We start from the raw sequence: 13,552 nt of genomic DNA, 5'->3' as shown, positions 1-13,552 counted from the left end.
AACTATAATGTAATTAACCAAAAGGTCAATAAAGGTCAAACAAAGGAGTTGGATCTTATGCAAATGCAAATGAACAATGAAGAACAAAAAAGCCCATTGGAACAATTTGGACGAAACTTAGTAGAAGAAGTTAAAAAAGGAAAGATGGATCCTGTAATTGGTCGTGACCAAGAAATCAGAAATGTCATTCGTATCCTTTCTCGTAAAACAAAGAATAACCCTGTATTAATCGGTGAACCAGGTGTTGGTAAAACAGCAATAGTAGAAGGATTAGCACAACGTATTGTTAAAAAAGATGTACCAGAAGGATTAAAAGACCGCCTCATTTATGAATTAGATATGAGTGCATTGATTGCTGGTGCAAGTTATCGTGGGCAATTTGAAGAACGGTTAAAAGGCGTATTAAAAGAAGTAAAAGAAAGTGAAGGTCGTATTATATTATTTATCGATGAAATTCACACAATCGTTGGAGCTGGTAAAACAGATGGTGCGATGGATGCCGGCAACATGTTGAAACCAATGTTAGCGCGTGGTGAGCTACATTGTATCGGTGCTACAACTTTAGATGAATACCGTATGTATATCGAAAAAGATCCTGCACTTGAACGTCGTTTCCAACAAGTATTAGTACGTGAACCATCTGTAGAAGATACCATTTCAATTCTACGTGGATTAAAAGAAAGATTCGAACTACACCATGCAGTAAAGATTCATGACCGAGCAATTGTAGCAGCTGCTGAACTTTCCAATCGTTATTTAACTGAAAGATTCTTACCAGATAAAGCAATCGATTTAATCGACGAAGCATGTGCAATGATTCGTACAGAAATTGATTCTATGCCACAAGAGTTAGATGAAGTAACACGTCGACAAATGCAATTAGAAATTGAAGAACAAGCATTGATGAAAGAAAAGGATGATGCAAGTCAAAAACGTTTGGTTGCTTTACGTGAAGAACTTGCAAAACTGAAAGAATCATCAAAAGCGATGAAAGAACAATGGGAATCAGAAAAATCTTCATTGCATACAATTCAAGAAAAACGTGAAGTTCTGAACCGATATCGTAGAGAATTAGAAGACGCAGAAAATGATTATGACTTAAACAAAGCAGCAGTACTACGTCACGGCAAAATTCCAGAACTTGAAAAGGAATTGCAACAATTAGAAAAAACAATGCAAGGTGAAAACGAAACAAGACTTTTAAGAGAAGATGTTACTTCTGAAGAAATTGCATCGATCGTTTCTAGATGGACAGGCATTCCAGTAACAAAATTAGTCGAAGGCGAACGTGAAAAATTATTGCATTTGAAAGATACGCTCCATGAACGAGTAGTTGGTCAAGATGATGCAGTACGTTTAGTAACAGAAGCTGTTTGGCGTGCTAGAGCTGGAATTCAAGATCCTAACAAACCAATTGGATCCTTCTTATTCCTAGGACCTACTGGTGTTGGTAAGACTGAATTGGCAAAAGCATTAGCAGCACAACTTTTCGACTCAGAAGATCACTTTATCCGAATTGATATGTCCGAATATATGGAGAAACATAGTGTATCTCGATTAGTCGGAGCACCTCCAGGTTATATCGGTTACGAAGAAGGTGGCCAACTAACAGAAGCTGTCAGACGTAATCCATATTCAGTCGTCCTATTAGATGAAATCGAAAAAGCACATCCAGATGTAGCGAATATCTTACTTCAAATTTTAGATGATGGTCGTATTACAGATAGTCAAGGACGTACAGTAAACTTTACAAATACAGTCATTATCCTAACATCTAATATCGGATCTAATTATTTAATGGATTTGAAAGAGCAAGAAAGTGAGCATGCGGTTGAGGATTTGGTCATGGCAGCATTAAAACAACACTTTAAACCAGAACTATTAAACCGTTTAGATGATATAATCATGTTCCATTCATTGACGAATGAACAATATTTTGAAATTGCTAAGAAATATATTAAGTTGTTACAAAAACGTGTTGCTGAACAAGAAATAGACTTACAAGTAACAGAAGATGTAATGCAATGGATTGCGAAAGAAGGAGTAGATCCCGCATTCGGTGCTAGACCTCTACGTCGCTTTGTACAACGCAATATTGAAACATTAGTTGCACAAGAATTATTAAAGGGCGAAGCTATGGCAGGAGATACATTAGTAGTATCTATGGAAGATGATCAAGTTATCATTCATAAAGAAGGATAAATATCTCAAGCGCTAACACTATAAAGAAAAAATCTCGATGAAGTTTAAATCATCGGGATTTTTTACTTCATCCAGAGGATAAAGATATACATTATCTATATACTAAAAAAATCCTGCCACACGATGGGCAGGATTTTCATTATTCTTGATGACCTACTTCTTTAGGTGATTTTGATGGAATAACTGCATCCAATACAAGGATTAATGCAGAAATGATAAGTGAAATCCATAAACCTTTTGTAAATGCAGGGCCATCTAGTGGTACATTATTGATTGAGCTGACTACATAGTTCAATGTAGAAACTAATAATGCAGACCAAATAACTAACATAATATATTTCATTTGTTTCACCTCTAACTGACTTTTCTACCTGTTCTATCATATCATATATGACTGTTTAATTAAAAGATTCTTTTCAAAATAGCTTGTACATAAAACGGCAAAATTATAAGAAAAGTTGAAAACTAAAAAAATATTCGCTATAATTAAGACCAGATACTAATAATTGATAACAAAGAAGAGAGGCGTTACCTCATGAATGCTGGAATTATTGGAGTTGGACGATACGTTCCTGAAAAGGTTGTAACAAATTTTGATCTTGAAAAAATAATGGATACGTCTGATGAGTGGATTCGAACTCGTACGGGGATAGAAGAAAGACATATAGCTGCGGATGACGAAAATACATCAGACTTAGCATTTAAAGCAGCTAAAAACGCAATTGAAAATGCAGGTATAACTGCTGAACAAGTTGGATTAATATTAGTTGCAACTGTAACACCGGATCGTCCATTTCCTAGTGTTGCATGTATGATTCAAGAAAAATTAGGTGCAGTAAATGCAGCAGCTATGGATCTCTCTGCAGCATGTGCTGGCTATATATATGGTTTGGTAACAGCAAAACAATTTATTGAAAATAATGCATATGATTATGTATTAGTAGTTGGTGTAGAAAAACTCTCAAAAATAACAGATTGGAAAGACCGTAATACAGCTGTATTGTTTGGAGACGGTGCATCAGCAGCAATAGTCGGGAAAGTTTCTGAAGGACGAGGAATACTTTCATTCGAGTTAGGCGCTGATGGAACTGGTGGTAAATATCTTTTCCAAAACGATAACGACTATATTTCTATGAATGGTCGTGAAGTATTTAAATTCGCAGTCCGTCAAATGGGGCAATCAGCTTTAAATGTAATTGAAAAAGCTGGTTATACAAAGAATGACGTTGATTATTTAATTCCACACCAAGCGAATATTCGTATTATGGAATCAGCAAGACAAAGATTAGATTTACCAGCTGAAAAAATGTCAACAGCTATTAAAAAATACGGAAATACGTCTTCAGCATCTATAGGCAATGCTTTAGTAGAAGAGTTAGAAAATGGTAAGATCAAAGATGATGATTTGATCGTCCTAGTAGGCTTTGGTGGTGGCCTAACTTGGGGTGCTGTAGCTATTAAATGGGGTAAATAACATAACGAAAAGAGGGAGTTATAATCATGACTAAACGTCGAGTAGTAGTGACTGGAATTGGGGCAGTAACGCCACTAGGAAACGACATTTCAACAACTTGGGAAAATATCAAAGCTGGGAAATCTGGAATCGGACCTTTAACAAGACTAGACCAAGAAAAATTCCCTGTTCACGTTGCTGCTGAAGTAAAAGACTTTGATATAGAGAAGTATATTCCTAGAAAAGATGCGCGCAAAATGGATCGGTTTACACAATTTGCTTTAGCGGCTTCAATCATGGCTGTCGAAGATGCGAATCTTGAAATCACACCAGAATTAGGTCTTCGCACTGGCGTTTGGATAGGGTCAGGAATTGGTGGAATGGAAACATATGAACAACAATTTATGAATTTCATCGAGAAAGGGCAACGTCGTGTAAGTCCTTTCTTTGTACCAATGATGATTCCAGACATGGCAGCAGGTCAAGTGTCTATCCACTTTGGAGCGAAAGCTATCAATTCATGTTCTGTGACTGCCTGTGCTTCAGGTACAAATTCAATTGGGGATGCATTTAAGGTAATTGAGCGCGGTGATGCTGATGTAATGATTACAGGTGGAGCTGAAGCACCAATTACAAATATGGCAGTAGCAGGATTTTGTTCAAATACGGCACTATCATTAAATCCTGATCCACAAACTGCTTCTCGTCCATTTGATAAAAATCGTGATGGCTTTGTCATTGGTGAAGGTGCAGGAATTGTCATTTTAGAAGAATATGAACATGCTAGAGCACGTAATGCAAAAATCTATGCAGAAGTAGTAGGTTATGGTGCAACAGGGGATGCGTTCCACATAACAGCGCCAGCTCCAGAAGGTGAAGGAGCCGCACGTTCTATGCAACAAGCAATTGATGATGCAGGAGTAGCACCTGAAGTTGTAGATTATATCAATGCGCACGGTACTAGTACTTATTATAATGATTTATATGAAACAAAAGCTGTGAAATCTGTTTTCGGTGAACATGCTTATAAATTAGCAATGAGTTCTACAAAATCAATGACTGGGCATTTATTAGGAGCAGCTGGTGGAGTAGAAGCAATCTTTTCAGTTTTAGCTATAAAAGAAGGAATTGTACCACCGACTATGAATATTGAAACACCAGATGAAGAATGCGATTTAGATTATGTACCAAACGAAGCGCGTCAACAAGATGTGAATTATGTATTAAGCAACTCTCTTGGTTTTGGTGGTCACAACGCAACACTATTATTCAAAAAAATCTAAACTGTTCTAGTAACTTAACTAGATAATTTGAAACAACACAGGGATTATCAACCTGTGTTGTTTTTGTATATTTTTAAATAGTAACTTATATTTATGAAATATCAATAGCCAAACTTTAACGCTTGAATTTACTAAAGTATTAAAAACTATATAATAGGAAGAAACTCAAAATAACAATCATATTAAAAAGCCTTTCTCATGAATAGAGAAAGGCTTTCATTCATAGACTATAAAAAATAGTAAAGGATTTAATGCATATGAGATTATTTGGCTTTTTAATTTGCTACGGGTTAATCGTATTAACTACTACACATATGATTTTATATTTAAACTATCATGCACTAGGTTATACGTGGACAACCGTATTCAAGTTTATCTTGAATACAATCGATTTTAAAATTTTTTTAGGTTCTTGGATAGGACTGCTTATCGTCTTTTTCTACCCAAGCCCATCGCAATCTCCATCTTCGAAACTGTTTCGCTAGCAATTGCATTTGCTTTTTCTGCACCAATATCTAAGATATGGTCAAGTTCAGGTGATTCGATCAATTCAGCAAATCGTTCTTGAATTGGCGTTAAGTGATTGATAATACTTTCAGCTACACCTGCTTTAAATGCACCGTAACCAAGACCTTCATATTTTGCGACTAAGTCATCAATTGATACATCTGTTAAAGAAGCTTCAATTGTAAGTAAGTTTGATACACCTGGTTTGTTTTCAATATCAAATTTCACAATACCTTCAGAATCTGTAACAGCAGATTTCACTTTTTTCTCAATATCTTTTGCTGAATCCAAAATACGAATAGTTGCTTTCTTGTTTTCATCTGATTTACTCATTTTTTTCAATGGATCTTGTAATGATTTAATACGAGCACCGTTTTTAGGTAATTGAATTTCTGGAATTTTAAATGTTTTACCATAGCGTTTGTTGAATCGTTCAGCTAAGTCACGAGTAATTTCAAGATGTTGCTTTTGGTCTTCACCGACAGGAACGATATCTGTGTTATAAAGTAAAATATCGCCGGCCATTAAAGGTGGATAAGTAAGTAAACCTGCAGAAACAGCGTCTTTTCCGTTTGCTTTATCTTTGAATTGTGTCATACGTTCTAGTTCGCCGATGTAAGATGTACAAGTTAGCATCCATCCAGCTTGTGCATGTGCGGGCACTTCAGATTGGATAAATAATGTTGACTTATTAGGATCAATACCTGCTGCAAGATATGTTGCTGCTAAAGTACGAATGTTTTTGCTTAGTTCATCGCTATCTTGTTGAACTGTAATTGCATGTTGGTCAACAATACTGAAGATACAATCATAGTCATCTTGCATTGTGACAAATTGACGGAAGGCACCAATATAGTTACCCAATGTAATAACGCCTGTAGGTTGAACACCTGAGAAAATTCTTTTCATGTAATAATTCCTCCTTAGAATAAAAAAACATCATGCATCCCTAATAGGGACGAATGATGTTTTGAATCCGCGGTACCACCCAAGCTTGTCGAAAAATCGACCACTCTTTCTCATAACGTGAGAAACACGAGCTTCACTACTACAACATGGTTCGAAAAGCTAACTCAGAAGTCCATTCCTTAAAGTGTATGATCTGTTTTCACCAACCACAGACTCTCTAAACACACGAGCTTTAAGTACTACTCTTCGTCATCGTCTAAATATTATGATGAAAATTATAATATAGATACTAACAAAACTCAAGTCTCTACTACATCATTGGTAATATACAATCAGCGCTATTACCATACAGATAATAATCTCTAATCCTAATAGTAAGATAAATGTAAAATTGTAACTAATAATTTCTGATGGATTTCTCATTTGCTCCATATCAGATCCTCTTTTTTTGAAAGACATCAATTTTCGAGAAGAGGAGTAAAACAAATCGAAAAATCCTGATGAAAGTACGTAACTTGCCAAACCGATAAATAAAAGAAACGCACCATATATAAAGGATACATTGATATAGCCAAGCAAAGTTATCTCTTTGTAGTAGAACCATATCGTTATAAGTATTACTAATTGTAGTATTAAAAAAGGCAATGCCTGTTTTTTCAATAAAATTCCCTCCATTTTATTAATATATTAATTCGAATCTATGAAAAAATCAAAAAAATCTTTGTAAACGAAAAATTTTTATTTCTGAAATAATTTCTAAAAAGTGTTGATATTTAAAGGCTTTTAAGGGTTTTATATTATTTTGATAAAACGAAATCAAATGAATTTTCTAAAAAAGGTATGTACAACTTCGAAAGTCTAGGTATAATTAGGAATGTAACAAATTTTCAAAATTTTAAAGGGGGTTATTACTTTATGAAGAAAAGTAAACTAGTCTGGCTATTAAGCCTTGTATTAGTACTTAGCGTCTTCTTGGCTGCTTGTGGCGGTAAAGATAAAGACGAAACTAAAGGTACTGATAACAACACAGAGAAAACAAATAAACCAGATGCAAAACAGGAATTGAACCTTATGGAAACTGCAGAAATTCCAACTGCAGACTCAGCATTAGTAACAGATGCTGTAGGTTTTACAGTTCTTAACAATGTGAACGAAGGTTTATACCGTTTAAACAAAGACAACGTTGCTGAACCAGCAATCGCTGAAGGTGAACCAAAAGTTAACGAAGATGGTACTGTTTATACATTCACATTACGTGATGCTAAATGGTCTGATGGCTCTGCTGTAACAGCAAATGATTTCGAATTCGCTTGGAAACGTGCAATCGATCCTAAAACAGGTTCTGAGTACGGTCCATATATGATGAATGGCGTAATCAAAAACGCTGAAAAAATTTCTACAGGTAAGGCTAAACCTGATACTTTAGGTGTTAAAGCTGTAGATGAAAAAACATTAGAAGTTACGTTAGAAAAACCAGTTCCTTACTTCTTATCATTAATGGCATTCGGTACTTTCTTACCTCAAAAAGAAGAATTTGTTAAAGAAAAAGGTAAACAATACGCTAAAAACTCTGACAACTTATTATACAATGGTCCATTCGTCCTTTCTGATTGGGATGGTACAGGCCTAACTTGGAAATACAAAAAGAACGAAAACTACTGGGATAAAGACAATGTAAAACTTGATACAATCAATGTCGACGTTGTTAAAGAAACATCTACAGCAGTTAACCTTTACAACTCAGGTGAAAAAGACCGTGCAGGCCTTAGCGGTGAATTTGCTGCACAATATGCAAACGATAAAAACTTAGTTAAAACAGAAGAAGCTTCAGTCTTCTATTTAAAACTAAACCAAAAACGTGGTGGTAAAACAGATACACCACTTGCTAACGTAAATATCCGTAAAGCAATTGCTCAAGCATTTAACAAAGAAGAGTTAACTAAAAATGTACTAGCTAATGGTTCTGAACCAGCAAATTACTTAGTACCTAAAAACTTCACTTTCGATGAAAACAAAAAAGATTTCCGTGATGTTAATGGCGACATGAACAAATTTGATGCAACAGCGGCAAAAGATTCATGGGAAAAAGGCTTAAAAGAACTTGGCGTGAAAAAAGTTGAGTTAGAATTCTTAGGTGATGATTCAGATTTAGCTAAGAAAATGGATGAATACATGAAAAACCAATTAGAAAAAAATCTACCTGGTTTATCAATCAAACTTAAAGAAGTTCCATTCCAAAATCGTATCGACTTAGATACAAAACAAGATTACGATATTCAATTTGCTGGATGGGGTCCTGACTACCAAGATCCATTGACATTCATCAGCTTATGGACATCTGATAGTGCTCAAAACAAAATGAGCTACAATTCTAAGGAATACGATAAATTAGTCAAAGATGCAAATGTAACTTATGCAAATGATCCAGCTAAACGTTGGCAAGCACTTGCTGATGCTGAAAAACTTGTTGTTGGAACTGATGCAGCAATCGCACCAGTATACCAACGTACAAGAATTGCATTACAACAACCTTATGTAAAAGACCTAGTAATTCATAACTTTGGAGCAGATTATTCTTATAAATGGGCTTATATCGCAGGTAAAGAATAATACTATGAACAAAGTTTAGAATCATAGAATAGGGGGTATATGGAAGTATAGCTTCCATATACTCTCTTTTTAAAATTAGCAAAATTGACGGAAAATTCTTATTTTTGAATCAAATGCTTATGAAGAAGCATTATAATCGGAGGTGCAAGTATGGCTAAATATGTAACAAAACGAATAATTTATATGATCATCACATTATTCCTGATCGCATCATTTACTTTTTTCCTAATGAAGATGCTTCCAGGTTCTCCTATCTCTTCCGCACCTAAACTAACTCCTGAACAATTAGCTGTGGTTGAAGCAAAATATGGATTGGATAAGCCATTGCCAGAGCAATACCTGCAATATCTAGGCAATATGGTTAAACTAGATTTTGGTGTATCGTTCCAATTCAAAGGTGCTGACGTAACTCAGTTGATTATTAACCGCGCTGGTCCATCCTTCCAATTAGGTATTCAAGCATTAGTACTTGGTACACTTATAGGTATTATTTTGGGGATGATAGCCGCGTTAAAGCAAAATACAGTGTGGGATTATGGTAGTACACTTATCGCTATCTTCGGACTTTCAATTCCATCATTTGTATTTGCTACTCTTTTACAATATTGGGTAGGGGTTAAATGGGAACTGCTCCCTGTGGCACTTTGGAAAAATGGTTTTTCTTCAAGTATCATGCCAACAATTGCACTTGCCATTGGACCACTCGCAACAGCTGCCCGTTTCGTTCGAACTGAAATGGTAGAAGTATTAAGTTCAGATTATATTCTGTTAGCGAAAGCAAAAGGTGCTAGTCGTTTTGAAATCGCATTCAAGCATGCGTTTAGAAATGCATTGATTCCATTAATTACAGTTATGGGTCCTTTAGCGGCTGGTCTTGTTACAGGATCATTAGTTGTAGAACAAATTTTTGCGATACCTGGTATCGGGGAACAATTCGTAAAATCTATCAATATGAATGACTTTCCAATTATTATGGGTACTACGATGTTCTATTCATTCTTATTGATTGTAATTATTTTCATCGTGGATATTCTATATGGAATCATTGATCCAAGAATTCGTTTGGCAGGGGGTACAAAATAATGACACAACAATATGATAAATTACCACCTGAAGCTTTTAAACTGGTAAAAGTAAACAGTACTCATGCAGAACAAATTGCCAGACCATCTTTGAATTTCTGGCAAGATGCCTGGTTACGTTTAAGAAAAAATAAGGCCGCTGTAATTAGTATGATTGTTTTAATTTTCATTGTCATAATTGCATTAGTGGGGCCACATTTAAATTCATATGGTTACAATGATCAAAACGTTTCAAAAGCAAATTTACCACCCAAAATTTCTTGGCTGGCACCACTTGGTATTGCGGACGGCTATGCAGAGGTTGCAGGTAAAAAAGTTGATGTATATGCGCAAAAAAATGTCAAAGAAAATTATTGGTTCGGTACCGATAGTCTTGGACGAGACTTATTTACACGTGTTTGGAAAGGTTCACAAATTTCACTCTTGATCGCTTTTGTAGCTGCTTTAGTTGATGTGATTATCGGTGTTGCATACGGTGGTATTTCAGGTTATTATGGCGGTAAAGTCGACGATATTATGCAACGAATTATTGAAATTTTAGCGGGTATTCCAAATTTAATCATTGTTATCTTGATGCTAATGGTTATGGAACCAGGTATTACGGCGATTATTATTGCAATTGCTTTAACAGGTTGGATCGGTATGTCTCGAATTGTTCGTGGGCAAGTACTGAAATTTAAAAACCAAGAGTTCGTACTAGCATCTAGAACATTGGGGGCTAGTAATAGCCGTATTATTTTCAAACATTTACTGCCAAATATTATGGCGATTATTGTTATTAATACGATGTTTACAGTACCAACTGCTATTTTCTTCGAAGCGTTCTTAAGCTTCATCGGATTAGGTTTACAAGCACCAAATGCTTCACTTGGTACACTCATTAATGATGGTTATAAAATGCTTCAATTCCAACCGTATATGCTAGGTATCCCAGCAGCGGTATTAAGTATTTTAATGATTGCATTCAATTTACTTGGTGATGGGTTACGTGATGCGCTTGACCCGAAAATGAAAGATTAATAGGAGGAAAGCAAGATGGAAAAAATTCTTGAAGTAAAAGATTTAGAGCTTTCCTTCCACACATTTGCTGGTGAAGTGAAAGCCATCCGTGGTGTCAATTTTGATTTAGAAAAAGGTGAAACGCTAGCAATCGTTGGTGAATCGGGTTCGGGAAAATCCGTAACGACAAAAGCGATTATGCGATTATTATCTGAAAACAATACAGAATATAAGAATGGACAAATTCTTTTCAACGGGAAAGATATCTTGAAATTGTCCGAAAAAGAAATGCAAAAAATTCGCGGTAAAGATATTTCAATGATCTTCCAAGATCCGATGACATCTTTAAACCCAACGATGACAATTGGTAAACAAATTATGGAGCCGATACTGAAACACCAAAACGTCTCAAAAGATGAAGCAAAGAAAAAGGCTATAGAGTTGTTACAGTTAGTTGGGATGCCTAAACCTGAACTTCGTATAAAACAATACCCACACCAATTTTCTGGTGGTCAACGTCAACGTATTGTAATTGCGATTGCACTGGCTTGTAATCCACATATACTAATTGCGGATGAACCAACAACAGCATTGGATGTAACCATTCAAGCACAAATTCTTGAACTGATGAAATCCTTACAAAAGAAAATCAATACATCTATCATTTTCATCACACATGATCTTGGTGTTGTCGCAAATGTAGCTGATCGTGTAGCTGTAATGTATGGTGGTAAAATTGTAGAAATCGGGACGGTTGATGAAATATTCTACAATCCACAACATCCATACACATGGGGACTTTTAAGTTCTATGCCTTCATTAGATATTAAAGATGAAAAATTGTATGCAATTCCTGGTACGCCACCAGACCTATTGTCTCCTCCAAAGGGAGATGCATTTGCGTTACGTAGTGAATATGCGATGCAAATTGATCTAGAAGAAAACCCACCATTCTTCAAAGTAAGTGATACACATTACGCAGCTACTTGGTTACTGCATCCAGATGCTCCACAAGTAGAGCCACCAGCGACCATTGTTGAACGTATGAAACAATTCCCAGGTAGCCGTTACTATACAGGTACGATTGGGGGTACAAACAAATGAAATCTGACAAAAAACTATTAGAGATTAAACATTTAAAACAATACTTCAATCCAGGTAAAGCAAATGAAGTGAAGGCAATAGATGACGTTTCATTTGATATATATAAAGGAGAGACACTAGGTTTAGTTGGTGAGTCAGGTTGTGGTAAATCAACTACAGGTCGGACAATTATCCGTTTATATGACGCAACAGATGGCGAAGTACTATACGATGGTGTAAATGTTCACGGTAAAAAGTCAAAAAAAGAATTAAAAGAATTTAATCGTAAAATGCAAATGATTTTCCAAGATCCATACGCTTCATTAAATCCACGTATGAAAGTAATGGATATTATTGCAGAAGGCTTAGATATTCATGGCTTGGTCAAAAATGATAGTGAACGTAAAAAACGTGTATATGAGCTACTTGAAACTGTAGGTTTGAACAAAGAACATGCTAATCGCTATCCACACGAATTTTCAGGTGGTCAACGCCAACGTTTAGGGATTGCAAGAGCACTAGCTGTTGAACCAGAGTTTATCATTGCAGATGAACCAATTTCAGCTTTAGATGTATCCATTCAAGCGCAAGTTGTCAATTTATTAAAAGAACTACAAGAAGAAAAAGGATTGACTTACTTATTTATCGCACATGATTTGTCGATGGTTAAATACATTTCTGACCGTATTGGTGTAATGTATTTTGGTAAGTTAGTAGAGTTAGCTCCTGCGGATGATTTGTATGCACATGCTATGCATCCATATACACAATCTTTACTTTCTGCTATACCGCTTCCAGACCCTAATTATGAAAGAACTCGCGTGCGTAAATCATATGACCCGAATATACATCATTATCAACCAGGTGAAGAAGTAAAAATGCACGAGGTACGACCAAATCATTTTGTTTACTGTTCTGAAAAAGAACTAGAAAAGCTAAAAGCAGAACATCTGTAAATTAAGCTACTATTAATTTTGTTTCATCAATGTAAAAGAGGGGAATTGCGTTATGCAATTTCCCTTTAGTATTTTAAGACATTATTGCTAAGAGATCATAACGGTTTCGAAGAAGAAAAAGAGGATGGGACAGAACAAAGTTGATCCTTTCTAGGTCCGAACAATTGAATTTAATAAAACTAATTTCATTAATAGTATTTCTTTCTTTGAAAAAATACGATTCTGCATTTATGATTATCATTAAGAATGGTGTGTGAAGTGGAGGATGGCGATCCTCGAAAATGTATTCACATTTTCTTCGTGCGGTGTAATTTCGAGGAAGCCAATTCAATGTCCTGCGGGAATAGCTTGAGCTGAAAGCCCCGACAGGAAAAATCCCTTTTGTCTTTGCGAGGGCACTGAAAAAGTCCTTTCTGATTTTTATTGCGAGTATGAGAACAATCAATTCGTTCTCATACTCGCTTTTTT

11 protein-coding genes and 1 other annotated feature are annotated in these 13,552 nt (G+C 35.6%); of the genes, 8 read left to right on the top strand and 3 right to left on the bottom strand.

Features of this window, described 5'->3' with window-relative positions:
• The first annotated feature begins 57 nt into the window (after nucleotides 1–57).
• Nucleotides 58–2,202: an ATP-dependent Clp protease ATP-binding subunit gene (locus Q0977_RS11005; RefSeq protein ID WP_119416821.1), complete on the top strand. Its 2,145-nt coding sequence runs from the start codon at nucleotides 58–60 to the stop codon at nucleotides 2,200–2,202.
• Between the two features lie 139 nt (nucleotides 2,203–2,341).
• On the opposite strand, the gene Q0977_RS11000 is transcribed toward Q0977_RS11005, so the two are convergent.
• A complete protein-coding gene (locus Q0977_RS11000) occupies nucleotides 2,342–2,545 on the bottom strand; it encodes a YjzD family protein (RefSeq protein ID WP_119416822.1) in 204 nt (67 codons plus the stop codon).
• 192 nt (nucleotides 2,546–2,737) lie between these two features.
• On the opposite strand from Q0977_RS11000, the gene Q0977_RS10995 reads away from it, so the two are divergent.
• Together Q0977_RS10995 and fabF are read left to right on the top strand one after the other, a co-directional pair.
• Entirely contained in the window at nucleotides 2,738–3,676 is a 939-nt protein-coding gene (locus Q0977_RS10995) for a beta-ketoacyl-ACP synthase III (RefSeq protein WP_119416823.1), read from the top strand.
• A gap of 26 nt (nucleotides 3,677–3,702) precedes the next feature.
• Complete coding sequence (fabF, locus tag Q0977_RS10990) at nucleotides 3,703–4,938, top strand: beta-ketoacyl-ACP synthase II (RefSeq protein ID WP_119416824.1); 1,236 nt, start codon at nucleotides 3,703–3,705, stop codon at nucleotides 4,936–4,938.
• A 426-nt stretch (nucleotides 4,939–5,364) separates the two neighbouring features.
• Here fabF and trpS read toward each other — a convergent pair whose 3' ends face one another.
• Nucleotides 5,365–6,354 (bottom strand): tryptophan--tRNA ligase, encoded by a 990-nt coding sequence (trpS, locus tag Q0977_RS10985; protein WP_119416826.1) that lies wholly within the window; start codon nucleotides 6,352–6,354, stop codon nucleotides 5,365–5,367.
• A 42-nt stretch (nucleotides 6,355–6,396) separates the two neighbouring features.
• Nucleotides 6,397–6,616 (bottom strand) — a binding site (T-box leader).
• Nucleotides 6,617–6,669: 53 nt separating this feature from the next.
• Nucleotides 6,670–7,014: a DUF3899 domain-containing protein gene (locus Q0977_RS10980; RefSeq protein WP_158582396.1), complete on the bottom strand. Its 345-nt coding sequence runs from the start codon at nucleotides 7,012–7,014 to the stop codon at nucleotides 6,670–6,672.
• Between the two features lie 255 nt (nucleotides 7,015–7,269).
• Between Q0977_RS10980 and Q0977_RS10975 the strand changes: the two genes are divergently transcribed.
• From Q0977_RS10975 to Q0977_RS10955, 5 genes are all read left to right on the top strand, one after another.
• Nucleotides 7,270–8,964, top strand: a complete 1,695-nt coding sequence (locus Q0977_RS10975) for a peptide ABC transporter substrate-binding protein (RefSeq protein ID WP_299513719.1) — start codon at nucleotides 7,270–7,272, stop codon at nucleotides 8,962–8,964.
• A 150-nt stretch (nucleotides 8,965–9,114) separates the two neighbouring features.
• The gene (opp3b, locus tag Q0977_RS10970) at nucleotides 9,115–10,047 is read left to right on the top strand and encodes an oligopeptide ABC transporter permease (RefSeq protein WP_119416829.1); all 933 of its coding nucleotides are present in this window, start codon (nucleotides 9,115–9,117) and stop codon (nucleotides 10,045–10,047) included.
• A complete protein-coding gene (gene opp3C, locus Q0977_RS10965; protein WP_119416830.1) occupies nucleotides 10,047–11,066 on the top strand; it encodes an oligopeptide ABC transporter permease in 1,020 nt (339 codons plus the stop codon). Before opp3b ends, opp3C begins: the two co-directional genes overlap by 1 nt.
• Nucleotides 11,067–11,081: 15 nt before the next feature.
• Nucleotides 11,082–12,149, top strand: a complete 1,068-nt coding sequence (locus Q0977_RS10960) for an ABC transporter ATP-binding protein (protein ID WP_119416831.1) — start codon at nucleotides 11,082–11,084, stop codon at nucleotides 12,147–12,149.
• Complete coding sequence (locus Q0977_RS10955; RefSeq protein WP_119416832.1) at nucleotides 12,146–13,084, top strand: ABC transporter ATP-binding protein; 939 nt, start codon at nucleotides 12,146–12,148, stop codon at nucleotides 13,082–13,084. The genes Q0977_RS10960 and Q0977_RS10955 overlap by 4 nt, the downstream gene beginning before the upstream one ends.
• The last annotated feature ends 468 nt before the right edge of the window (nucleotides 13,085–13,552 follow it).

The organism is uncultured Rummeliibacillus sp. (genome assembly GCF_934216135.1).
GTDB lineage: Bacteria > Bacillota > Bacilli > Bacillales_A > Planococcaceae > Rummeliibacillus.
Note: the sequence above shows the minus strand (reverse complement) of the source record. Positions and strands in the feature narration are given on the sequence as shown.